18 protein-coding genes are annotated in these 25,572 nt (G+C 41.9%); 7 read left to right on the forward strand and 11 right to left on the reverse strand.

The features are described from left to right. Window positions 1–297: 297 nt before the first annotated feature. Entirely contained in the window at window positions 298–441 is a 144-nt protein-coding gene (locus BW976_RS29430; protein ID WP_175614119.1) for a hypothetical protein, read from the reverse strand. Between the two features lie 59 nt (window positions 442–500). Further along, on the reverse strand, window positions 501–644 hold the full coding sequence (locus BW976_RS29435) for a hypothetical protein (protein ID WP_175614120.1): 144 nt from the start codon (window positions 642–644) through the stop codon (window positions 501–503). A 573-nt stretch (window positions 645–1,217) separates the two neighbouring features. Here BW976_RS29435 and BW976_RS16030 point away from each other — a divergent pair. Next, window positions 1,218–2,657 carry a tetratricopeptide repeat protein gene (locus BW976_RS16030; RefSeq protein ID WP_076374335.1) on the forward strand — a complete coding sequence of 480 codons (1,440 nt, stop codon included), beginning with the start codon at window positions 1,218–1,220 and terminating at the stop codon, window positions 2,655–2,657. A 26-nt stretch (window positions 2,658–2,683) separates the two neighbouring features. Here BW976_RS16030 and BW976_RS16035 read toward each other — a convergent pair whose 3' ends face one another. The 3 genes from BW976_RS16035 to BW976_RS16045 all read right to left on the reverse strand — a co-directional run bounded on the left by BW976_RS16035 (window position 2,684) and on the right by BW976_RS16045 (window position 6,035). Next, window positions 2,684–2,986 carry a hypothetical protein gene (locus tag BW976_RS16035; RefSeq protein WP_076374336.1) on the reverse strand — a complete coding sequence of 101 codons (303 nt, stop codon included), beginning with the start codon at window positions 2,984–2,986 and terminating at the stop codon, window positions 2,684–2,686. Between the two features lie 235 nt (window positions 2,987–3,221). After that, window positions 3,222–3,590: a helix-turn-helix domain-containing protein gene (locus tag BW976_RS16040; RefSeq protein ID WP_076374337.1), complete on the reverse strand. Its 369-nt coding sequence runs from the start codon at window positions 3,588–3,590 to the stop codon at window positions 3,222–3,224. A 147-nt stretch (window positions 3,591–3,737) separates the two neighbouring features. After that, window positions 3,738–6,035 (reverse strand): ATP-dependent helicase, encoded by a 2,298-nt coding sequence (locus BW976_RS16045; protein WP_076374338.1) that lies wholly within the window; start codon window positions 6,033–6,035, stop codon window positions 3,738–3,740. Between the two features lie 782 nt (window positions 6,036–6,817). On the opposite strand from BW976_RS16045, the gene BW976_RS16050 reads away from it, so the two are divergent. Next, on the forward strand, window positions 6,818–7,567 hold the full coding sequence (locus tag BW976_RS16050) for an AAA family ATPase (RefSeq protein ID WP_076374339.1): 750 nt from the start codon (window positions 6,818–6,820) through the stop codon (window positions 7,565–7,567). A gap of 190 nt (window positions 7,568–7,757) precedes the next feature. On the opposite strand, the gene fabV is transcribed toward BW976_RS16050, so the two are convergent. Together fabV and BW976_RS16060 are read right to left on the reverse strand one after the other, a co-directional pair. Next, a complete protein-coding gene (fabV, locus tag BW976_RS16055) occupies window positions 7,758–8,951 on the reverse strand; it encodes an enoyl-ACP reductase FabV (protein WP_076374340.1) in 1,194 nt (397 codons plus the stop codon). A 317-nt stretch (window positions 8,952–9,268) separates the two neighbouring features. Further along, the gene (locus tag BW976_RS16060) at window positions 9,269–11,107 is read right to left on the reverse strand and encodes a right-handed parallel beta-helix repeat-containing protein (protein ID WP_076374341.1); all 1,839 of its coding nucleotides are present in this window, start codon (window positions 11,105–11,107) and stop codon (window positions 9,269–9,271) included. A gap of 91 nt (window positions 11,108–11,198) precedes the next feature. On the opposite strand from BW976_RS16060, the gene BW976_RS16065 reads away from it, so the two are divergent. Then, entirely contained in the window at window positions 11,199–12,323 is a 1,125-nt protein-coding gene (locus BW976_RS16065) for a DUF4097 family beta strand repeat-containing protein (RefSeq protein WP_076374342.1), read from the forward strand. Window positions 12,324–12,391: 68 nt separating this feature from the next. Here the strand turns inward: BW976_RS16065 and BW976_RS16070 are convergent, their stop codons facing one another. Then, the gene (locus BW976_RS16070; RefSeq protein ID WP_076374343.1) at window positions 12,392–14,356 is read right to left on the reverse strand and encodes a M1 family metallopeptidase; all 1,965 of its coding nucleotides are present in this window, start codon (window positions 14,354–14,356) and stop codon (window positions 12,392–12,394) included. A gap of 243 nt (window positions 14,357–14,599) precedes the next feature. After that, window positions 14,600–16,222, reverse strand: coding sequence for a sensor histidine kinase (locus BW976_RS16075; RefSeq protein ID WP_076374344.1), 1,623 nt, complete (start codon window positions 16,220–16,222; stop codon window positions 14,600–14,602). Window positions 16,223–16,527: 305 nt separating this feature from the next. On the opposite strand from BW976_RS16075, the gene BW976_RS16080 reads away from it, so the two are divergent. Together BW976_RS16080 and BW976_RS16085 are read left to right on the forward strand one after the other, a co-directional pair. Beyond that, window positions 16,528–18,540 (forward strand): thioredoxin domain-containing protein, encoded by a 2,013-nt coding sequence (locus BW976_RS16080; protein ID WP_076374345.1) that lies wholly within the window; start codon window positions 16,528–16,530, stop codon window positions 18,538–18,540. 25 nt (window positions 18,541–18,565) lie between these two features. Further along, window positions 18,566–19,063: an FKBP-type peptidyl-prolyl cis-trans isomerase gene (locus BW976_RS16085; protein ID WP_076374346.1), complete on the forward strand. Its 498-nt coding sequence runs from the start codon at window positions 18,566–18,568 to the stop codon at window positions 19,061–19,063. A gap of 455 nt (window positions 19,064–19,518) precedes the next feature. Here BW976_RS16085 and BW976_RS16090 read toward each other — a convergent pair whose 3' ends face one another. Beyond that, complete coding sequence (locus tag BW976_RS16090) at window positions 19,519–20,211, reverse strand: hypothetical protein (RefSeq protein ID WP_175614121.1); 693 nt, start codon at window positions 20,209–20,211, stop codon at window positions 19,519–19,521. Between the two features lie 61 nt (window positions 20,212–20,272). Further along, a complete protein-coding gene (locus BW976_RS16095; RefSeq protein ID WP_076374348.1) occupies window positions 20,273–23,077 on the reverse strand; it encodes a TonB-dependent receptor in 2,805 nt (934 codons plus the stop codon). 127 nt (window positions 23,078–23,204) lie between these two features. On the opposite strand from BW976_RS16095, the gene BW976_RS16100 reads away from it, so the two are divergent. Both BW976_RS16100 and BW976_RS16105 read left to right on the forward strand, forming a co-directional pair. Next, window positions 23,205–23,774 (forward strand): acyl-CoA thioesterase, encoded by a 570-nt coding sequence (locus BW976_RS16100; RefSeq protein ID WP_076374349.1) that lies wholly within the window; start codon window positions 23,205–23,207, stop codon window positions 23,772–23,774. Window positions 23,775–24,337: 563 nt separating this feature from the next. Then, the gene (locus BW976_RS16105; protein WP_084192216.1) at window positions 24,338–25,420 is read left to right on the forward strand and encodes a fatty acid desaturase; all 1,083 of its coding nucleotides are present in this window, start codon (window positions 24,338–24,340) and stop codon (window positions 25,418–25,420) included. Window positions 25,421–25,572 lie beyond the last annotated feature (152 nt).

Consider the following 25,572-nt stretch of genomic DNA (forward strand, 5'->3'; position numbering starts at 1 on the left):
GCCTCCATCCGGAGTTGAAGCATTTGAGCTGTAAACTGAAGATGTTAAGAAAGTGCTTAAAGCTAAGGCTGCTATGATTGTTGACTTTTTCATGGTGTTTTTTAAATTTTGATTGTGGGGGATGAATATTTTTGTTTTATATAAATTACTTCAAATCGTGTTTGTATGCTTGTTACTCGACGTTGCTTAGGCCTTGTTCGCGACTAAATGTTATTGTCATTACTTCAAATTGAAGTACTTTCTTTTTATGAGGACAATAAGTCCTCATTTAAGCACGTCTTTGATCATGACCATAGATCAATCAGCACTACCCAGGTCTCTTTTAAAGCCATTGGTAAATGAGTGTGTGCCGATGAGCTCGGTACGTACATTTACTTTTTGACAAGATGAAACGATACCGGTAAAAAGGGTAGCTACGGTGATGATGATCAGTTTTTTCATGACTTATATAATCTAATGCTGTGCAGATTCGGTTAAATATTGATGTGAAATTTAAAAGCTCAGTCGGCGCTGCCTAAATCTCTTTTAAATCCCGTAGCGGTTTTATTAAAAGCCGGTACAGATACATCTACAGTTTTTTTTGACGATGATGACACAATTCCTGTGCTTACTATAAGCAATGCCAATAAGATGGTCCTTTTCATGTTGGTTAATATTTATATTAATATCATATTTAATTAACTAATATTAAATAATACTGTAACTGGTATTTAATATTGGTTGTATTTAATTTATTAGCAACTGGATTTCTATTTATTTAGCCAGTTGCTGTATTCTTAATTTAAATTTAATTTGATAATCAACATTATATGAAGTGATTATTTAACTTTTATATAACAATTCATATCTCTTTTATTGAAAAAAAATAGTAGTTTTAGAGGCATTAGTTGTATGCTTGATAAAACGTTTATTCTTTTTTTATTTATTTTAATTAATCAGATAGCATAATAGTTTAAAATATAACCACCTTAAGTATTTTCATGCTTTAAATTGGAGCATGGGGTGCTGTTTTTATGTCGTATAAATATTATAATATTAAAGTTATATTTATACAATCTATTGTATATCAATTAATTAACACTGCAAATATAAATATGTTTTTTGGTTTTGGAGGTAAAAAAGATAAAAAAGTTTTCAACAACGTTTTTGTGCTACTTATTGGATATATTTCAGCATAATTCATAACTTTCACGCTAATTGACCGTAAAAGTGCTTTAATGAAAAAAAACTGTACATTTTTATTATTTTTTTTTGTAACACTTACCGCATATGCAAGGGATATTAATGAAGTGGTGGCTAGGGATACAAATGAGGTAGTAAATTTAAATAGCCAGGCTTATGCAAATAGGTTGACCGATCCGAAACAAACAGTTGAGGATGCAACTAAAGCTTTAACCCTGGCTACTAAACTCAGTTATTTAGATGGTATTGCCGAATCTTATCGCGTTATAGGGATTGGAAAGTATTACCTCGACCAGCCCGAAAAAGCCATTGATAATTATTTAAATGCATTAGCTTATTTTGGCAGAAGCAGTAATCTTAGGGGCGAAGCTAAGGTTTATAACAATATAGGAGTGTTGTTTCGCGACCATGACTATGATCGTTCCCTGGTTTACTTAAACAAATCGCTGGTTATTGCAGAAAAAATTGGAGACAATAAATTGATAGCTGCTTCCTATTTGAACATTGGAAATACTTACAACCGCAAAAATAACCTGCATCAGGCCCTTAGTTATTATGATAAAAGCTATCACTTGTTTAGTAAGTTGCAAGATTCCGTTAATCTTATACAGTGTTTGTTAAACAGGGGGGTAATATTTTATAAGTTAAAGGATTATGATAAAGCGCTTGGTTTGTTGCTGGAAGCTAACAGGGGGGCTAAATCAAGGGATCTGAACGAATCGGTAGCCAGTATTAATCTTACCCTGGCTTCGTTATATATGGCCCAACGTAAGTTTGACGATGCCGAAAAAATGGTACGTGAAGGTACAGCGTACACACAGCTGGTTAAAGACCCCAAATTGGAATACGATTATAAGTATACCACCTATGAACTGGAGCTTAACAGAAAGAATTTTGAAAGCGCCCTGTCATCCCTAAGGGAAATATATAAACTTGATAGTGCAACCTATAAAACCAATGTGTCTGTACAGATGAATCTGATAGAGGCTAAGCGGAAGCAGGAAGAACAGGCCAAAGAAAATGAACGTGTAGCCGACAGGCAGGCTTATGAACGTTCCCGTTTCTGGGCTGTGAGTACTGTAGCTGGTTTGTTACTGGTTGTTATTGGTTTATTAGTAGGCAATGTGAAACGGAAAGCTAAAACCAATGCCCAGCTTACTATGCTTAATGGGGAGGTTTTAAGGCAAAAGGATAACCTAGACAGGATAAACCATCACCTGGAAGAGATTATTGATGAAAGAACAAAAGATTTGCAAATCAAGAACAAAAAGCTTTCTGAACACTCCTCTTATCTTTCGCACCAGATCAGGGGCCCAATAGCTACGTTGCGTGGTTTGATAAACCTGGAAAAGGAGGGATTGGTTGATCAGGAAGAATGTATCGCTATGATGGATAAATGTGTTTCGGAAATTGACGAAAAAATAATAGAAATGAGCGACATGCTGCATGGCCCGTCGCATAATAGCAACTCCTGAAATAAATAAAATGGTTTTTATAATAGTTAGCCCAGGTTAAATGCGCCTGGCCAGGTAGAGTGTATTTGCGCCTCAATAAGCCCAAGGTAAATACAATATCTGGATATCATTTGCAGAATAAGCAATTGCCTGTGTTTGTTATAGCCCTCAGTTTCAAAGGCAAGTGTTTCGTCACCAGCGGTAACAAAAAATCTAACTTCACCTTGCCTGGGTTTAAATCTTGATTGTAAAAGATCGAATACCTTAACTTTAAGTTTGCTTTTGGGGTCATGGATCGTCCCATCTTTCAAAGCCTGGTTTTTTGAAATAGATATAAGATAATTTGACATAAACACTTTTTATGATAAAAAAATGTTTATGCCACAATTTTTACTCCAATTTTCAATTATAGGGGATATAAAATGAAATTGTGTTTATTTATTTGCATTTTCCTTGCAAAATTTACTGGAATTAAATATTGTTAACCAATATTTAATTGAAATAGATTAAATTAATCAGCAATTTATATCAAGGTATGTAGTATAAAAGGTGTAACTGTAAGGTTTACAGAACACATGTATTAAATTATAGGACTAAAATGCTTTTGTTTCGCAATTCTTCATAAAGTAAAATCACTTTGCGTTGCAGGCTTGCTATCTCCGATTCCCTATCTACTAATTTTTTTTGGGCAATGCTCAGGTTTGATGGAGTAAGGTCAACTTCACCTTCTTCAACACTTAATATTTGAGCCACTGTTATTTCAAAAATATTGGCAATTTGCTCTAGCCGCGACAGGTTAATATCCGTTACACCAGTTTCGATTTTTGAAAAAGCCGGGATAGAAATACCCAACCGGTTTGCTACATCTTCCTGGCTCCATCCACGTTGGTGACGTAAAGTTCTGATGTTTTTTCCAACGGATTTGTTCGTTTTCTTTTTGGTGCTGTCGTTCATATCAATGTTTCCTCTCAATTAATTGAGAAAACATATCCAAATGGTATGCCACCATTAATTCGGGTTAAAACTACTGGGAATAGCCTTTAGTTTAACGGGATGTTAAAAAAAGTGGGGAATTATTTACACGAAAATAAAGCTTAACCCTCAGTTGATATTATTAACGATATAAAGTTTGGCAAATTTAAGCAGCAATTGTTTCTGGCCTATCTCCTTAAAAAATATAGTTGCTTTAATATCCGGCTTATTACCTTCCAGGCTCAAGACCTTTCCAAAACCAAAACGTTCGTGCTCCACTTCCATACCTACCTGTAGGTTTGAGGTATCAGACGGTTTAAAATTTGGAGATGGTACATGCGCTTTAGCTAATATAGATGTTGTTTTAACCGGGGCTGATGTTGCCGGTTTAGGCTTGGAGAATGCATCGGCTTGTTTGCTGCCGCTCCAGGCTTTACGGTCATCGTCAAAGAAGGCGCTACTGCCGCTGCTTGCCGGTTTGGCACTGTAATCAAGCTCCAGGTATTTGGCATCTATCTCATCCAGGAAACGGCTTGGTTCGCAACTTATCAATGTGCCAAACTTAAAGCGCGAGGTGGCATAACTGATGGTGAGCTTGGTTTCGGCGCGGGTAACGGCTACATAAAATAAACGGCGTTCTTCTTCCAGATCACTGCGGGAATTGAGCGACATCTGCGAGGGAAACAGGTTCTCCTCCAAACCTACCACATATACCTGTGGAAACTCCAATCCTTTACTGGAGTGTATGGTCATCAATGATACGGTATCGGCATCTTTCTCCTTGTCTTTATCATCATTGGTGAGCAGGGCCACATCCTGCATAAAAACGTCGAGGCCCTTTTCCTCAATATCCTCTCTTTCAGAAAATTCCTTGATACCGTTCATTAATTCCTGTATGTTTTCGTAACGGTTAAGTCCTTCAACTGATTTATCTTCGTACAGGTCTTTCAATAAGCCGGAATGCTGTGCGATATACAGGGCCGATTCATAAGCCGATTTTGACTTGGCCAGCACCTGGAAACTCTGAATCATGGTAGCAAAAGTGCTCACCGCGCCCGATATCTTTCCTTCCAGGTATTTGCCTGGCTCCACGATAACCTCCCATGGGGTAATACCATGCTGATCGGCACTTACAATGATCTTATCAACTGAGGTATCGCCAATGCCCCTTTTAGGGTAGTTGATCACCCGTTTCAGGGCTTCCTCATCGTTAGGGTTAAACGTAAGGCGGAAATAGGCTATCAGATCCTTGATCTCTTTACGCTGATAAAAAGACAGTCCACCGTATATCTTATAGGGGATACCAAGCTTGCGCAGGGCTTCCTCCATTGATCTTGATTGGGCGTTGGTACGGTATAGGATAGCAAAATCATGCCATTTACGGCCTTTCAGGCTACGGTCCTGCATAATGGTTTCGGCTACCATTTTACCCTCCTCGTTATCGCTGAAGGCACGCATTACCTTTATTTTATCGCCGCTTTCTTTCTCAGAGAAAACGTTCTTTTTAAGCTGGTCCTTATTATTGCTGATGATGCTGTTGGCAACATTTACAATATTTTGGGTGGAGCGGTAGTTTTGCTCCAGCTTAAATACCTTCAGATCCGGGTAATCCTTTTCAAAGTTGAGGATGTTCTGGATATTGGCTCCGCGGAAGGCGTAGATACTTTGGGCATCATCACCTACCACACATAAATTTTCATTTACAGCGGCCAGTTTTTTCACGATCAGGTACTGCGAAAAGTTAGTATCCTGATACTCATCCACCATGAGGTATTTAAACTTATGCTGATACTTGTTAAGCGTATCAGGGTGTAATTTCAATAGCTCGTTGGTTTTGTACAGCAAATCGTCAAAATCCATGGCGCCGGCCCTGAAACAGCGGGTGGCATAGGTTTGGTAAATAAGCCCCAGCTGACCGCGGCCACTCGAAAAATCGTCGGCCTGTATCTGCTCATTTTTCTGATACTCCTGCCACGAGATGAGGTTGTTTTTGGAGGCCGATATGCGGTTAAGTACAAAGTTTACGTTGTACAGCTTATCGTCCAGGTTCATTTCCTTTAAAATGGCTCTCAGCACGCTTTTGCTATCGTCGGTATCGTAGATGGTAAAATTGCTCGGATAACCAATTTTGTCGGCCTCCACGCGCAGTATCTTGGCAAAAACCGAGTGGAAAGTACCCATCCAGATATTTTTGGCTTCGGGGCCCACCACATGAGTGATACGCTCGCGCATTTCGCGGGCAGCCTTGTTGGTAAATGTTAATACCAGTATGTTAAAGGAGTCGACACCTTTGCGTACCAAATGTGCCACCCTGTATGTGATAACCCGTGTTTTGCCTGATCCGGCACCGGCAATAATCATTACCGGACCTTCAGTTTGTTCTACCGCTGCTCTTTGTTCGGGGTTTAAACCCTGTAGATAATCCAAAATCTTTTCCTCTTTTCTTGAATCAGCGAAATTAAGCTTTTGGCCCGAAAGGGGAAAGTAAGATTGACGCCGAACGGGATAAAAATATCAACAATAGTAAAGGCGTGAAAATTGAGTGTGCAAAAGTTTTCGATCTGATCCGGTCCCGCGTTTTTGTCCGCTCAAAAACCAAACTTATAAAATTCAAACCGCCTCTTGTTCCTGACAGACTTTTTAAACCTTTATTTTAACACTTTTTTGATTGAAATGGGGGCGAAATTGATTGAAAACTGAACGAAAATTCATTCAAAACTACCAATTTTAACACTTTTTAACAAATTTTTGACAGGTTTTGAAAGGTTTAAAAAGTATTAATTTGTTGATATTCAAATAACTACATATCAAACGGTCGGTTTTTGGCCTGTTTTGTTCCTTTAACCAAACAGCCCTGCTTACAATTTTCAAAGTAAGCAGGGCTGGTGTTATATATATTTAAATATACGAAAAATAGCCGGAGGGTGCAAGGAGCTGCTTAACTAAATTTAGTTAAACAACAATATTTAATATGTGAGCTTGCGGCATTTGGCTAAAGTCCTGTTATGGTAATCAGTTATCCGTTGGCTAAAGCCAACTGCAATGAATCAAATAATTCATTGCAGTCCCTTTTAAGGGACGGGTCGAAATATCGGTAGTTGATGGCTTTAGCCTAAATAACCTATGCTAATACGAACGCCTACTTTTACTTGAATATTCAAAATTCAGTATTCGATATTATTTCTTTTCTTCCTTAAATTTACCAGGCCATGGAAGCAAAGCCCTATCTGCAGCAAATATCACTTAAGCGCGAGTCGGTGCCGTCTTTTGATGTGTATCCTTTTCATATCCCCGCGGTGAAAGAAATGTCGTCGATGGTGTTTCATCCGGATGTTACTTTTATTATTGGTGAAAATGGCTCGGGTAAATCAACGCTGATTGAAGCTATAGCCTTACACCTGGGTTTTGGTATTGAGGGAGGCAGCAAAAATATGCAGACTAAAACGCATCAAAATGCCTCAGTTTTGTTTGATTACCTCACCAGCTCCAAAAGTTATCGCAAACCTTCTGATTATTTCTTTTTGAGGGCCGAGAGCTTCTATAACGTAGCCACTTACCTGGAAGAGGTAGATAAAGGCAAGATCCAGCAAAATTACGGCGTAAGCTCCCTGCATGAGTGCTCACACGGCGAGTCATTTATGGCCACGTTAACTCATCGGCTTTCGGGCAACGGACTTTATATTTTTGATGAGCCCGAGGCTGCTTTATCGCCTGCAAGGCAATTGGCTGCGTTGTCGGCCATTCATGAGCTGGTACAGGCCAATTCTCAGTTTATTATAGCCACCCATTCGCCTATCTTATTGGCTTATCCCAATGCGGTTATTTATCAGTTGGATGAGGAGGGGATGCGTAAAGTAAAATATGATGAGACAGAACATTTTATGCTCACCAAATACTTTTTGAATAATCATGAAGATATGACCCGGTTGCTGATGGGCGATTCCCTGAATCTTTCTTGATATACATGGTTTAAATTCAGGGTGTCATGGTTCGACAAGCTTAGACTGACAGGCTTTTTTCTATGTAACTTCGTAATCAAAAAATATGTCATTGCGAGCGATAGCGTGGCAATCTCCTCGTTTGCATATTGAACGCGAGGAGATTGCTTCGTACCTCGCAATGACATGGTTGGCAGTTGGAGGTGAGGTTTTATCCTACCAAACCCGGTATCTCCACCATTTCGTTAACATCTTCCTGGTAGTTTATACCGGGAACGTCAAAACCAAATAGGTTCAGAAAATCTGTTCTGTAGCCTTTCAGGTCGCCCAGGTCTGGGAGGGTTTCGGTGGTAGCTTGCGGCCATAGTTTGGCTATTTGAGCTTGTACTTCGGGGTTCATTTCCCAATCATCCACACGTACACGGCCTTCAGCATCTGTAGGTATAGTGCCACCGGTAAGCAGGCGCTGCTCAAATAAGCGTTGTATCTGTTCAATACAACCTTCCTGGGTACCTTCGGCTTTCATGATTTTATATAACAGCGAAATATACAGCGGGATAACCGGTATGGCCGAACTTGCCTGGGTTACCAGCGCTTTGTTTACCGATACTAATGCTTTACCATTAATATCTTTCAATTGCTCGCTGATCTGTTTGGCAGTAGCTTCCAAATGGTCTTTGGCCCGGCCAATGGTTCCTTTGCGGTATACCTTTTCGGTAACCGATGGACCAATGTAAGAATAGGCAATGGTCAGTGCGCCATCGGCCAGTACACCGGCAGCTTTCAGATCGTTGATCCAGAATTGCCAGTCTTCGCCGCCCATTACGGCCACGGTATTGGCTATCTCTTCGTCGGTGGCCTGGTTGATGGAAATTTCTGATACCACACCGGTATGAAAATCAACAGTTTTGTTTGTAAAAGATTCTCCGATAGGCTTTAATACAGAAGTATGGGTTATACCCGTTTTAGGATTAGTACGACGTGGCGAAGCCAGGCTATAGATTACCAGGTCAACCTGCCCCAGGTCGGCTTTAATCAGGTCGATTGTTTTTTGTTTGATCTCATCAGAGAACGCATCGCCATTAATGCTTTTGGCATATAAACCGGCTTCATGGGCCTGCGTTTCAAAAGCGGCGGTGTTATACCAGCCCGCAGATGCCGGTTTGCCCGGTGCCGGTGGTTTTTCAAAATAAACGCCCACAGTGGCAGCTCCGGATCCAAACGCACTGGTGATCCTGGAAGACAGACCGAAACCGGTTGATGCGCCAATAATAAGTGCTTTTTTAGTACCCGAAGGGTTGTTTTTTGATTTAACGTAATTGATTTGGTTAATTACGTTTTGCTCGCAACCTTTTGGATGTGTTGTTAGACAAATAAAGCCGCGAATTCTGGGTTCAATGATCATAATGTAAAATTGATTTTAACAATATCGGGGGCATATATAAGCAAACTTTTCCTAAAATCGTTTTAAAATTTTTCAGGAAGGGAGTAAAGGGGGGATAAGTGGTACGGTGATAACACCGACCACAGACTGAAAATTTTTCAGGAAGGGAGTAAAGAGGGGATAAGTAGGTGTTTAGAAAAAACAAAAAGATTGTCATTTCGAACGAGGTACGAGGAGAAATCTTTTTCACCATGTAATTGCGGCTTTGCATACAGCAGAAGATTTCTCCCTACGGTCGAAATGACAACTTCTTTGTTTTTTTACTTATAGGCCATAACCTAATGTCCAACAGTATTACCCGATACCTTTACATCTGTACAATCTTTCAGTTCCAGACCATTTTTAATATCGAAGTCCTTCCCCGCTTTGATGGTGTTGTTGTTAAAGATGATTCCCGAAGTGCTTTTAGCCGACAGCACCTTTGTTCCCTGCAGATCAAACTGATTATCTATAATAGCTATATTTTGATGCACCGGGCCATCTGATTGTTTATTTTCCGGGCAGATGATGATAGCGGGTTCGCCGCATTGGATAAATTGGTTATTCCTGATGGTTACGTCTTTGACCATGCCCGATTCGTACCAGTTGGCGGCATCGTTGGCAATGGATATAGCGCTCATGTGGGGATGGAGGAAAACGGTATTTTCGATCACAGTTTTACGGCGCGAGGTTACCAGGATACCTCGTGTAGGTATGCGGGCCACGGTATCGTGATGGATCCAAACTTCTGGTGTCCAGGTAGTATTTTCAATTACATCTGTTGAGCTGATATGCTCGGGATAAGGGTTTTTAAGCATCAACAGGTACTCTTTATCGGTAAATTTCTGAACCTGCAAAACCACATTGCTACTATATTCCTGCAGATTATCGGCATGTATAAAAGCTATACTATCGCCCGGGGTAAAAGCCTCGAAACCGTAGGTTTGATGTTGCTTAAAATCTACCAATATTTGTCGTTGTTTTGTGGTGTCCGTTAACCGTAAATAGGTTCCATGTATATTAATGGCGTCATCATTAGCGCCTGATAAATAAGAATTGCTGATCTCGATCTTCCCGCGGCAACCCGAAAAATGCAGAATATCAGCCCAGGCGGCACAAGTACGGCCAGAGGTTGGATCGGGCCGTACACTGATGCGGTCCATAAGTATGTTTTGGCAAAACTGGCTCACCACGCCCATGCCATGCATAAAATTAATATGAATGTTTTTAAGACTGATGTTTTTACTGCGCTGCATAAATATGCCTACGTAATCGCGTATTACATCGCGGTTCTGGTATATCAAGCCGGTTTTAAAGCCGGGATTCTTTTTAAAATAGGCACGCACGGTGTTGTTGCCGGTTTCGGCATACCGGATACTGTCAACAGGTATATCCATACGCTGTACATCGCCTGTTTGCAGGTCGAGCTCTTGCCAAAGCCAAAAAGGTTTGTGCTGCCAGCCTTCGCCCTGCCAGGTAAGCAGGCTATCTTTAATGCTGTATTTTGAATCGGGGTGAATCTTTAGGTCGGCAAAATGATCACCGGTGTTTACTACCGTTAATTCCGATACGGTAGGGCGGTAATAATCATAAGTAATGCCATCAATGCTAATATTTTTGCTGTGATCAACGCAGGTTTCAATCATTTTTCCCCGCAATACTATCTTGGCTCCCCGCGCCTTGATATCCACGAACTGACAATTATTTAAATACAGGGCGATAGCTTTTAAACCATAGGGTACATCATTGGTATTAGAGATCTGGAACTGTTTTTTTAAAGCTCCATCGGGATAAAAATTATAAACTCCCGGTGCAAAATTAATGGTAACGTGCGCCGCACTGCTTCCTTTGGCATTTAATACTAAGGAGGTATGAAAATCGCCCGAGGCCATGATATTCACCTGTTCGCCGGCCAAAATAGTCAATTGGTTAAGAGGGGCAAATGTTTTCCAGGCATGGCGGCTGTCTTTACCGGTATTTTGATCGTTGCCGGTTTGTGGATTAATGTACCAGGCTTTTTTATCTGCCCTGGCCGGGATGGAATAACAAAGCATCAACAAAAAAACAGATGGTATCAATAGCGGGCAGTATTTTTTCATATCGGGCAGAAAAATAGGAAAAATAGCGGCAGCGTTCATGATTATTTTTTGTTATGCAACGCGCCGAAAAAATGTTTGTCATTTAAGGCAGAAAAGTATCACTGTCAATAAAAATTAAATAACCGACAACATGAAACCTAAGCTACTCTTAGTATGCCTCATCGCCGTAATATTCGGAACAAATGTGGCAAATGCGCAAACTGTTTCTGATAACGACGACGCCCGCCAGGATACGGCCGTTGTTCCGATAATGATGAAAACTGTACCGAGTCCGTTTGAGCTCGAATATTCCGGCACCGATTTGAAAAATAAAGTGGAAAATGGCCAAGTGAAAGAAAAGGTTAAAACGTACAGCAAAGTTTACCCGGCAGCCAGCAATGATGAGCTAAAAATAGAAAACAGCTTTGGCGAGGTAGTGGTAAATACCTGGGACCGGAAAGAATTTAAGATAGATGTACAGATAAAAGTTTACGCTAATGTAGATGCTGATGCCGACAAGTTTTTGGATGTTATACAAATAAGCGATAGCAAAGTGGCTGGACTTGCCTTGTTTAAAACCGTAATTGGCGATGATGGCAGCATGAGTCCTGAGTTATGGAAGGGGGAGGGTAAAAACCACATTAAAAAAATAGAGATCAATTATGTGGTTTACATGCCGGTAAAAAACACACTGAGCATCAATAATAAATATGGTAACACCACCTTACCCGATCTGCAGGGAAAAGTAACCATACATAGTTTTTATGGGAGTTTGAAGGCAAAAAGCCTGTTGAATCCGTTGTGTGAAATTAAGGTCCATTTTGGTGATGTTAATATCGGTACTCTTACAGGAGGTAACTTACAAATAACCTATGGCAGCCTTAACCTGGCAGAAAGTGATAAATTAAACGCCGATATCAGCTTTGGCCCGGCCAAAATAGGAACCCTGCACACTTCGGGAAATATTAGGGTTAAATATTGCGGTAAACTCCAGATTGCTACTCTGGATAAAAACCTGAAAATGCTGGATATTAACTCTTCGTACTCCAATGTAAAATTAGATATCAACAATAACGAGAACGCCAACTTTGATATTAGCACCTATTATGGTTCATTTAATTATGATAAGGATCGGGCAAGTATATCCAATAAAACACCGGGTTCTGATACGTATAATTCTAATGCGCAAAAAAGTTATGTAGGTCAGTTAGGTAAGGGTAGCCCGGATAAAACAATCACTATCCGTTCGAATTTTGGACGGGTGGATTTTAATTAAGAATTTCATTGATTATAAAAAAAGCGACAGGTAAAATACCCGTCGCTTTTAAAAAATTGTCAAACTCACTAATTCCCTTCGTAAGTATTATTTCTGAGGTCAACATCTGGTAATTCATGTTCCGGATCGATCACGATGGATTTGATGGCCGATGTGGATGGATATTTAAAGGTCCATACACCGCCGCGCTGCCAGATGTTTACCGGCAAGTGAAGCGTTTCGGTTTTACCGTTAACCTGGGTGATTTTCAGATCAACCGGCATGGCCATTTTTTCTTTATTGGTTAGGGTGATCATAGCGCCGTTAGCCGCGTCGTCCTGTACATATTTAACCGAAGTAATGGCCTGGTCAAGTTTCCAGGTAGTAAAGAACCATGGTTTCCAGAACCAGTTCAGGTCTTCGCCGCTGGCATCATTCATGGCCCGGAAAAGGTCATAAGGCAGTGGGTGTTTAAAGGCCCAGTGCTTGATGTACTCGCGGAAAGCATAGTCAAAACGCTCGGGCCCAAGCACTACATTACGTAATATATCCAAACCTAAAGCTGTTTTATTATAGTACTGGCCGTAATCATTTAAGCCGATAGCCTCAGGAGCGGTCATTAAAGGATCTTTGCTGTTGCGGTAGGATGCCAATATGTTCTGCGCTTGTTTTGATGGCTCGGCATACTCGCCGTTGTTAAACTGCTGACTGGCATACTCATTAATAAAGGTATTGAAACCTTCGTCCATCCACATGTATTTGCGCTCGTTGGAACCCACGATCATCGGGAACCAGTTGTGACCGATCTCGTGCGTAACATCGCCCCAAAGCTGACCTTTTTTAAAGTTGCTGAGGCAAAATATAGCGCCCGGATACTCCATCCCTAAAGCCACGCCTGATACGTTAACGGCCGAGTTCCATGGGTATTCATAATAAGCTTTGGAATAGATCTCCATGCTGTTTTTGAGGTATTCTGTTGAACGGCCCCAGGCGTCGTTGCCTGCGCTTTCAACCGGATAGGCCGACATGGCGATACCTTTACGGCCTGAAGGGAAATTAACCTGCGCGGCGTCCCATATAAAGGCGTTGGAGGCGCCCCAGGCAATATCGCGGGTGTTTTCCATTTTAAAGTGCCAGGTTAAGGTGCCTTTGAACGGACGGGTAGAGGCCCTGCCAACTTCGCTGGGTTTAATTATCATTTCTGTTTTATCGCTGGTTTTGGCTTTGGCCAGTCGGCTGAGCTGGGCGGGACTAAGCACTTCTTCCGGGTTTTGCAGATCGCCGGAACCTACCACAATCATGTTGGCAGGAGCGGTGATGTAATAATCAAAGTCGCCGTACTCGCAGTAAAACTCACCCAGGCCCATGTAGGGTAGGGTGTTCCAGCCTTCTACATCGTCATACACGCACATGCGCGGGTACCATTGCGCAATTTCATATACATAGCCTTGTTTAAACTTTTTGCGGCCCATGCGGTCGGCGCCATAAAAAGGGATGGCAAAATCATAATTGATCTTTACCTGTATCTTTTCGCCTTTACCATCAAGCGGGGTGTTTAGGCGCAACTGCATGCGCGCATCGGTGATAATCGGGGTTACGGTATAAGTTTCGCCTTTGTAAGTTACAGTTACCGAACCGATATGATACCCACCGCGGCTAAATCCGCGAACATCAAAACGATCGCCGGATACGGGAGTGGTTGCTGCTCCGCGTGAGTCGGGCCGGAAAAGGTTTTGATCCAACTGCAGCCACAGGTAATCCAGTTTATCTGTGCTGTTGTTGGTGTAGGTGATGGTAACCTCGCCGGTGATGGTGGTGTCTCGGCCTTCATTCAGCGTGGCTTTTATCTGATAATCGGCACGGTTTTGCCAGTAATTGGCAGCCGGCTGTCCACTGGCCGAGCGGGTGCCACCGCTGGTAACGGGCCAGGTAATAGGGCCAAAAACGTCCTGGTGATTATACTTAGAAGTGTCGGCAGTTTGCGCTGCCACGGGTATTGCACCGGCTAATAAGCCCATGGCGCATAAAAAGTCGATCAGTTTAAAATAGCGCATTTGAATTATTAATAATAAAGGCGCAAATAAAGGGAAATATTTTGTGAAGTTGGTAATTTGAGTACTTAACCGATTGCGTATAAGCGAATTTTATATGGTGGGTAATGATTATGTTGCGGTTTCTACTTATCATGTCATCACCTGCACTTGACATCATTTTCTCTGTCTTCGGCGGAAGGAGAGGGCTAATGAGTGCAACAATTTTGGCGTTACGAAAAGTTAAGACTGCGTTGAGCCGCGGTATTAATTGAGGCTTATTGAAGTTTCATTAAAGATTAATTTAAACGTAGCTCCATTACCGACAGAACTCATAACTTCGATTCTTCCTCCCTGCGATTCTATTTGAGTTTTGACTAGAAATAGACCCACCCCGTGCGCGTCTTTCTGTTGATGAAAGGTTTTATAAAGACCAAATATCTTTTTGCCGTACAAATCAAGATCTATCCCCTGTCCATTATCCTGACATTCCAACACAGTTTCATTTTGTTGGTTTTTATATGTTTTTAGAATAATGTGTGGATGTTTATTGGGCATTTTGTATTTAATGGCATTGGAGATCAGGTTTAAAAAGATGCTTTCCAGGTAGATGGGTGGAAAATTAACATGGCTCACTTCAAAATGTAATTCAACGTTGGCATGACTAGCGGTTAACTCTGATTCAAGAACTCCTAATGCTTTTTTGATAATCGTATTAAAATCAATAAGTTCTGATTTGATCGTATTCTCTTTTATTTTGATAGCCTCTGATAAATCGTTCAGCGTTGTATTGAGTGCTTTTGATACGTTGTCTAATTTTTCAAAAAGATCGGCGTTATCAGTATCAAGGGTTTCTTTGTCAATCAGGGACGAAATTAACGATATGTTATGGGCATGATTCCTGATGTTATGTGATAAGATATGTGTAAAATTTTTAAGTTGTTGATTGCTCTGGGTAATTAATCCAATAGATTTATGAAGCGCCATTTCGGTGGATTTATACTGGTCAATATCGATAAAAACACCTCTCAGTTTTACTAATACTCGTTTTTCGTCATACAAAGGTTCGCCTATTGATCTTACCCATATGGTGTTTTTTTTAGCGTTTACCATAAGTAGCTCTACATCCCATTTTAAACCTTGGGTGTAAGCCTTGTCCAAAGCATCTACTAACATCTGCCGGTATGGTTCCGGAAAATAACTCATCATATCGTTTTCGGCTATGGCAAAGTCATAGGGGAGACCATAAATATCAAATACTGTTTTTGACCAGGTAGTTTTATTTTGGATCACATCCAGCTCCCAGCCACCAACCCGGCTTATCCTTCCTGCCTCTGATAATAAAAATTCGCTTGCCGCCAGTTTTTCTTCTATAACGCGTCTTTTATTGATCTCGGTTTCCAATTCAGTAACCGTTCTTAATGTAAATACTAAGGGGAGAATTTTGTAAAGGGCATACACTGTAAATATAGATACGACAGCGGTTACAAACCGAATTAATGCGCTTAAACGATATGCCGGCCACCAGAATATGACCACATCTATAAAGTGGGTTAAACCACATAAAAGTATAAATGCTATAAATAGCCAAAATACTTTATAAAAAGGGATATCATTTCTTTTGAAAGCAACGCGGATCAATAAAAAAGGGATGGCAAAATAAGCAGCCCAGATGCCCACATCAGATAATATATATAACCAGCCATGGAAATCAGTCCAATTGCCGCAATGCCAGCGCGCCGGCCAATCATCTGTATTTAATATTTTACTGAAAAAATCTTTGATTTGATGAAAAGCGCTTGTATTTAAGTCGTGCGGCTTTACAATACCCGGTTGACAAGCTGAGCTGCAAACCGCGAGATTACTTAAGGTAGGGGTGTTAGAAGCCATTACGAAAAAGTTAATTTATGGGTTTGTGTCAATATTTATTAAAACCGGAGGTTAACAAATGTAAACTATTAAGAAATAGTAATTTGTAAAAAGAATTGTCGCGCATAAACGCCTCAACCTGTTACACAATTGCTGTTTAAAAGCCGATCCCCGGGCTTTTGTACCTGGAGAGCACGCTGAGCTTTTTAGCAATGGCCTAAATAAAAATAAAAGTTTAAACCAGGGAAAATTCAAAATAGTTATACCACAATTGCTTTACAGGCACATTTATATGCGCATCTTTGCTATAAAATAAAACATCTGCTATGAATCGCCTGGCTAATTCCTCCTCTCCATATTTATTGCAACATGCCAACAATCCGGTTAACTGGTATCCCTGGGGTAAAGAGGCCCTCGATAAAGCTAAGGCCGAAAATAAACTCATCCTGGTGAGTATCGGTTATTCGGCCTGCCACTGGTGCCATGTGATGGAGCATGAAAGCTTTGAGGACGAAGCCGTAGCTACCGTAATGAATGAATTTTTTGTTTGTATTAAGGTCGATCGCGAAGAGCGTCCTGATGTTGATCAGATTTATATGAGTGCCGTACAATTGATGAGCGGCAGGGGAGGTTGGCCGCTGAATTGTATCTGCCTGCCCGATCAAAGACCTATTTATGGCGGTACTTATTTCCGTAAGAACGATTGGACCTCTTTATTATTTAACCTGGCCGATTTTTACAAACAAAAACCCGAAGAGGCAGAAGAGTATGCTGTACGCCTTACCGAGGGCATCCAAAACTATGAATCGGTACAGTTTGTAGGGGAGCAGCCCGAATATACCCAGGCCGATCTGCAATTGATAGGTGATAACTGGAAACGGTATTTTGACCAATATGAAGGCGGCACCGGTAACGCGCCCAAATTCCCCATGCCCAATAACTGGCTGTTGCTGATGCGCTATGCCCACCTGATGAAGGATGAGGTTGTAGCCGCCCAGGTAAAACTCACCCTGCATAAAATGGCCTTTGGTGGTATTTATGACCATATAGGTGGCGGTTTTGCACGGTACTCAGTTGATGGCCGCTGGCATGTACCCCATTTTGAAAAAATGCTGTATGATAACGCCCAGCTTATCAGTCTGTATTCCGAAGCTTATACCTGGAGTCCTGATCCGCTTTATGAGCAGGTGGTAGAGGAAATAATTGCCTTTTCGACCCGGGAACTGGCCTCACCAGAGTTGGGGTTTTACTCGGCACTGGATGCTGATAGCGAAGGGGTGGAGGGCAAGTTTTATATTTTTACCAAAAAAGAAATTGAAGATATTTTGGGCGAGGATGCTGCTGAACTGTTCTGTATTTACTACCATATTACCGATGAGGGCAACTGGGAAGAGGAACAGTCCAACGTATTGTTCCGCCGCGAAAGTGATGAGGAACTGGCTGAACAATTAGGTTTAGGGGTTGATGATCTGGTATCAGGGATCAAAGCATCAAAGAGGAAGATATTTGAGGCCCGCCGCCATCGCTTAAGGCCGGGCCTGGATAACAAGATCCTGGCCTCATGGAACGGGTTGATGTTAAAAGGTTTGTGTACAGCTTACCGGGCGTTTAACAATCCCAAATACCTGGAGCTGGCTTTGCAAAACGCCGGGTTTATCTCCGCTAACCTGATAAGTCAAAATAACAGGATCTCACGAGTTTATAATGCCAATACGACAGGCGAAACTCCGGTAGCATTTTTAGATGATTATGCCAATATTATTGACGGACTGATAGCGCTTTATGAGGTTACCTTTAATGAGGATTGGTTGCAACAGGCTAAAAAACTAACCGATGCCGCTATTGAACATTATTATGATGAAGTGAACGGTATCTTTTTTTATACTGCCAATGATGATGAACAGCTGATAGCCCGCAAATCGGAGATCATGGATGGGGTAACACCGGCCAGTAATTCGGCCATGGCACTTAACCTGAAAAAATTAGGCTTGCTTTTTGATAACGAAGACTATGCAGCGGTTTCGGCGCAGCTGTTACGCAATATCATGCCGCAACTGGCTAAGTATGGAACAGCCTATTCTAACTGGACCCTATTATTGCTCGAAGAGGTGTTTGGTATTTATGAGATAGCGATAACAGGCAACGAAACCGAAACTTTGCGAAGGGAAATAGAAAATAATTACATCCCCAACAAAATAATCTTGGGTGGTAAAAAAGGAAGTTTACCTTTGTTGCAGGATAAGTTTGGTCAATCAACACAAATTTTTGTTTGTAAAGATAAAACCTGCGGATTACCTGCCAATAACACGGCCGATGCTTTAAAACAAATAGAGGCCTGATTGCTTATTTAAAAAATACTTTACAATGAAGATTGAACCACAACACGTAGTGTCATTAACTTACGATTTGTATGTTGACCAGGATGGAGCAGAAGTTTTAACCGAAAGCGCCACACAAGAACAACCATTAACCTTTTTATTTGGTGCCGGTCAGATGCTGCCTAAATTTGAAGAAAACTTAAGCACGCTGTCAACCGGCGATACTTATGAATTCAGACTTACTGCAGCTGATGCTTACGGCGAATATGACGAAGAAGCCGTAGCTAACCTGCCTAAAGAAATGTTCCAGGGCCAGGATACTCCTGAGATCGGCACCATTTTGCCTTTACAGGATAACCAGGGTAATCGTTTCCAGGCACAGGTTGTATCTGTTGCTGAAGATGCTGTTATTGTTGATCTGAACCACCCGATGGCTGGCCAGGAACTGCACTTTAAGGGCAGCATCCTGAATGTACGTCCGGCTACTCCGGAAGAATTATCACACGGCCATGCACATGGTCCGGATGGTCATCACGCTCACTAATTTTATGGTTATAAAATAGAAATCAAAACGCCGGACTTTATGCCCGGCGTTTTTGGTTATATATATTCAAATACGTCATTGCGAGGAACGAAGTAATCTCTTTGCTGTACAGGGCCGCTTTATATGACGTATACCCGCTCTTGGCTGCGGGAGGGCAAGTTACTTTGTAGCCACAAAGTAACCAAAAGGCTTGTCACCAGAAATGCTTCTTTGCCGTACAGGGTCACCATTGTTCTGTCTGCTTTCGTCCGAAACTGTTCTGCTGACGGGAAGAGAAAGCCTTAAACTGTATGGTCTGTAAAGCTACTTTGTCATGCTGAACGATTGAAGCGTCTGGTATGCGATTGGTATCATCGAAGAAGATCCTTCGTTCCTCAGGATGACAATTTTTTTAGGTTGCTACTTGCGCTCGTTACAAACGAGCGCAAGGTTAAATCACTAAATCATTAATTGAATCAGGGAAGTTCTAACCCGCCGTCATTATTGATCCAGCATTTGATCATGATGCGACAACCTATAGGATCGCCGTTTACGGTGGCCGGGATAAATATTTTATCTTCTTCGTTGGGCATATCTGTGCTCATGTTAAATACCTTATGATAATTCAGTCCGCTAAATAAATGCACCTTAAAATCGGCCAGGCGGCCACCCGGACTCACCAGTAATTCAATAGCGACATAGGATGCAGCGCGGCTGATACCCATGAGATCCTCTGGTAACTTAAACATTTTGAGGTAGGGGATATAGCCAAAATACCGACCACCGGCTTTAACGGGTTTAGCGGTACGGTCGGTATCGGTTAATGTTTTATCTACAAAATACCGCAGATTCGAGGTTGTATCTTCGGGTGCTTCAAATAGCAAGGCCTTTTTGGTATAATCGTAGTTTTGAAGTAATTGGCCCTGCGGATCATAAAAATGCCAGAGACCTGTTTTTTTATCATGATCAAAACTGCCACTTGCTACGGCTATATCCTTTTCGGTGACCGCCTGGTATAAGCCTTGCCTGGTACTTTTATCGCTCTTGAGTACCGATATCCGTTCGGTTACCTGATCGGTGAGGCGATGTTTACGTACCACGGTTTCTTGTGCAAAACCGGTATTGAAATAAAAAAGCAGGGCGATAAATAAGGTTATAACTTTCAACACAATTCAATTTTGGTAAATATAAAACAGGTTTTACATAATTTCAAAAAGGCAGCTGTTTAAATTAACCCCGGCCGCCTCTGCGCCCACCGCCGCCACCGCCACCATTCCTGCGACCACCACCGCCACCACCCGAAGGCCGACTGCCTTTAAACTTTTGCAAACGCAGGGTAAAGGAGAGCATAAAATACCTGCCCAGTCGGTTGGTTCGCGTATCAATAATCTGGTTGCCGGATACGGTACGGCTTATGCCCTTATTTTCGTTAAACAGGTCGAACGCCTGGAAACGTACAGATGCAATATGCTTGGCCAGGAACTGGTATTCCACATAAGTGCTTAGTAGAGTAGGGTTGGCTTTGACCGTACTGCTGAAGCCGTGGTTTATGGTTTGTGTTAAGTTGTAACCCAATACCCAGGCGTAAAAGAAATAATTGCGGCCATCCAATCCCAGCGTCCAGGTACTGGCATCGGTGTTTAAGGACGATGGCAGGCTGTAACGGGTGGTGTTGACGCTGTAGTTACCGCTTACTTCGGTGTCCATAATACTGTCTATATCTACCCTCAGTTTCAAGCCCTGATTCCAAACCCAGTTTTTGCCCATGTTGCGCTGATTTTCGATAAAGGATACATTGTTGTTGTAACCCGCGCTGCCGTTTAACGATACGGTAAACTTGCGTTCGGCAAATGGTTTAGAGAATGAATAGTTGCCATTTACATTATAAAGACCATTGGTGTTCAGATAACGGGTTTCCTGTATGGTATTGTTGCGTTGACTGGCGTCGCTGCCGGTTGTGCCCGCAGTTGTAGAAACAGGCGATGTATTGGTCACTATAGCATTCTGCGTTTCGGAGAACGACAGGTTGGTGAATAGGGAATTACCGCTGGCAATATCAAATTGGTTATAGCGGAGGTTTAAATTATTAGTAAATGATGGTTTAAGATCGGGATTGCCATACACCCGGTTCTGTGGGTTCGAATAGTCGGGTTGTATCTGCAATTGGTTAAACGAAGGCTGACTATTAGAACCGCTGTAATTGATGGTGAAGGAATGGTTGCGCGAAAAATTATAAATAAACCTGGCCGTGGGTATCACATTAAAAGTATTGGTGGTGGTACGGAAGTTATGCGATTCACCTTCGAGGGTTGATGGCTGTACCGCCATGCCGATGGTATAATTGTACTTGGTGCCTATCCCGCGAATATTTAAACCAAAGCGGTTGGTGATAAACTGGTAATTATAAATAGTGCTGAGCGAATCGACAAAGGTTTGGCTTCCTGTTACCGGATTGACGCGATAGTTATACCGGTTATTATCCGTGTTGGAATAGCTGTACCCGTAATTAGCTTCCAGGTAGGTGGTTTTGCCAATGGGTTCGATATAGGATAAATGTACATTGGCTCGTTGTGAACTGTTATTGCTGTTGATTTGCTGAAAAAGCGGTGTTACTACCGTATCCTGCCGGGTGGTGTATTGATCGTTTAAGCTCTGATCGCTTTGCGAAAGGCTCAGGCCTGCGCTTATGCTAAAGTTGCGTCCTTTTTTATGAAACTTGTGATTGTACAATACATTGATACCTCCGCTTTTGGAAGTGGCATCGGTTAAAGCCAGCTCGTTGCCGGTTACCAGTGTGCCATTGCGGGTATTGCTGAAGGTATCGGTGCTGATGGTATTGGAGATGCCGTATGAAAAACTGGGGTTCACTTTGAGGTAATTGGAGGTATCAATCTTGTACTCCATATTAAAATCAAAGCGATGGTTTACCCCGTGGTTTCTGTTATCACTGTTATCATTATTGATGAGGGTGCCCGATTGGAAAATGTTTTGCTGTACGGTAGTGCTATTCTGATCCTTGTCTTTATCGGCGAAGCTGTAACTGCCGTAAACGGTTATTTTTTTACCCCAATCGTCGCGGTAATTAGTACCTATTGACCGGTTGATGGTGATACCGTTGGCGGTACTGATCTGTGACCCGCCGCCACCACCGCCGCCACCACCACCAGCTCTGCCACCACCGCCACCTCCACCACCCAGGTTAAATGAGTTGGTATTGGTGTTGTTGAGTGTACCGATCAGGGCTATTTGCCGGGTATCCATAAAGGTATTAGCCGATAGACGAGCCTGGTACCGGTCGTCGTTACCAACACCTACGCTGCCTTGCCCAAAATTGCCCCTGTTTTTGCTCTTCTGTATAGTAATGTTCAGGATCTTGTCGGGATCGCCGGTTTTAATGCCGGTAAGGTTGGCCTGATCGCCGTAATCGTCAATCACCTGTATAGCTTCAACAATATCAGCCGGGAGGTTTTGAGTGGCAGTTTGTACATCGCCAGTAAAATAATCCTTACCGTTAACCCGTACTTTAGTTACCTGCTTGCCGTGCGCTGTAACGTTTCCATCTTTATCCACACTTACACCAGGCAGTTTTTTAAGCAGATCCTCCACCGGCGAGCCTTCACGTACCTTATAGGCGCTTGCCTTATATTCTACCGTATCTTCTTTAATAGTGATCGGGTTGGCCTCGGCTACTACATGCACTGTTTTTAAAAAGTTGGTTTGCACCTTAATTCTTATCGGGTCGAGTTTGATGGGTTTGATATCATTATCCATCACATAGCGGCGTATCAGGGTTTGATAGCCAATACCGCTTACCGTAATTTTAAAGTTTTTCGAATTAACCGCCGGAAAACTGAACGCACCACCCGGATCTGTAGCCGCGTTAAGGCTGTCTTTATCAGATATCAGCTTAATGTTGACACCGGGTACCGCACCCACACTGTCTGTAACGGTGCCGCTTACCTTACGGCTTTGTTGTGCCAGGGTCCGCGTTATAAACAAAGAGCAAAAAAGGATGAGTAGCAGGTGTTTGGTCATAGTTCAGGTTTAATGGAATACAAATGACCATAAAGATTTGATTAAGTTTAACACGTTAAATGTATGTAATACAATTGTTGCAAATATTGCGGACAGATGCTTAAACTTGTAACCAAACAGATAACGCATGACAGCCCTCACCGATCAATCCGATTACAAAACGGTAAGTTTTTCGCAAACTACCATTACCGAACTGATGATACCTTCCTACTCCAACTTCGGTGGGAAGATACATGGGGGCATTTTACTATCGCTAATGGATAAGGTGGCTTATGTATGCGCAGCCAAACATGCAGGTAATTATTGTGTAACAGCATCTATTGATACGGTTGACTTTTTACAGCCGGTAGAAGTTGGCGAACTGGTATCGCTTATGGCATCGGTTAACTACGTGGGTAAAACTTCGCTGGTAGTAGGTATCCGGGTGGTATCAGAAAATATCAAGAACAACTCCGTAATGCATACCAATACCAGTTACTTTACCATGGTAGCCAAGAATGAAGACAACAAGCCGGTAAAGGTGCCCGGCCTGATACTGGAAAACCGCGAGCAGGTAAGGCGTTTTATTGAATCGCGCAGGCGTAAAGAGATCAAACAAAGCTATATGCAGGAAGTTGAGCAGATTCAGATGCCCGATAACTATGAACATTGCATAGCCCTGCTCCTGGGCGAACGCTGTTTGGTAGCGGGGGAGTAGAGGAAGGCAAAAGTCAAAAGTCAAAAGTCAAAAGGCAAAAGGCAAAAGGCAAAAGGCAAAAGGCAAAAGGCAAAAGGCAAAAGGACATTATGTTAAATAAGTAAAATCCCGAGAATCCTTTAACAGCGGAACCTTCTTGAACACCATTGAAAATAAACAATAGGTGAAAAATCCGGGTTCAGACAAATAATAATCCAGAAATCCTTAGAATCCTTTAATCGTGTCTGACTTTTCTGACATTTATTTGACATTAGATGAAATAAAGTATCCGGTTCGGAGTTTAAACTATAAGTATTAAGTATAATACCATGCTCTTCAAAAATTAACCTGCATTAAATGAAAGGACTTAACCGTCACTAATCAACGTACACCCTTACTACTCCTACCAATTGTCTATCCCGCTTACAGCTCGAAGGAATATTCCGAAAAGGGTTTAAGTTTTAGCAGGGATTGGGCACAACATAATATATCTTTAGAAAATGACAATTCGGTGATATTATATCACTACATTGTGGCCGCTTATCCCTCTTTAAACTATTTACTATTAACCCCCACAAAATTTAATGGCTTTTTTAAACACGGTACTTGAACCGCCTTCTTATGGCTGGACGGATGAAAATGGAGATCTCTCGAAACCCTCAAACGGTAAAATTGTAAAAGAATTTTTTTTAAGACTCAACGTATTTAAGGACAAAAAAAACTGGCTGTCGTTTTTAAGCTGGTTCCTGGTGCTGGCTTTGGTGCCTTTTTTAGCCCTGTTTATATTTAAATATTTCAGCATTACCGGTTTAATAGTGGCATTTGTGTATAGCATGATTATCATGGGTACACATGGTACTATCTGGCATCACCGTTATTGCACACATGGTGCTTATACTTTCAGTAATAAATTCTGGCGTTTTTTTACCCAGAACCTTACACTGAAGATCATTCCTGAAGAGATCTACGCAGTATCGCATCACGTTCACCACGCACTTTCAGATCAACCAGGCGATCCATATAACGCACAAGGCGGCTTTATGTACTGTTTCCTGGCCGATGTAAATCACCAGCCTATTGCCCGCAACATGGGCGAGGCCTGCTATAAAAAATGTGTTAACCTTATGAAACACGTTGGGGTTACACCAAATACCTACAAACAATATCAAAAATGGGGAACCATTGCTAATCCATACCGTACTGTTGTAGGTATCATATTAAACTGGGGCTTCTGGTTTGCGGCATTTTACCTGATGGGCGGCATGCCGTTGGCTTGTGCCGTTTTTGGTTCGGCTGGTATTTGGGCCGTTGGTGTACGTACCTTTAATTACGAAGGTCATGGTAAGGGTGAAGATAAACGTCGTGAAGGTATTGATCATAACCGCGAGGATATGTCTATTAACCAACTATGGCCAGGTTATGTGGCTGGCGAATGGCACAATAACCATCACTTGTTTCCAAAAAGTGCCCGTTCTGGTTTTAAACCACATCAGCTTGATCTGGCCTGGTGTTACATTAAATTGTTAAGCATGATTGGGGCTGTAAGTTCGTACCGCGATTCCAAGAAACAATTCCTGCTGGAGTACTGCACCGTAAAACCGGTAGTTGGCCCAATTGCCGAATATCCGCAAACGGCTAAAGCCGCCCTGCTTGTGACAGAATCATAAAATTAACTGATACTAAAATTAAAAAGGGAGTGATGGCATAGCTATCACTCCCTTTTTTTGTTAAAAGAACACGAATAAAAATGTAAAAGCAGACGGGTGAAATGGATGATATTGGTAAAATAATGCTATGTTATTTACAAAAGGATTTTATA

It is taken from the genome of Mucilaginibacter lappiensis (assembly GCF_900155965.1).
GTDB lineage: Bacteria > Bacteroidota > Bacteroidia > Sphingobacteriales > Sphingobacteriaceae > Mucilaginibacter > Mucilaginibacter lappiensis.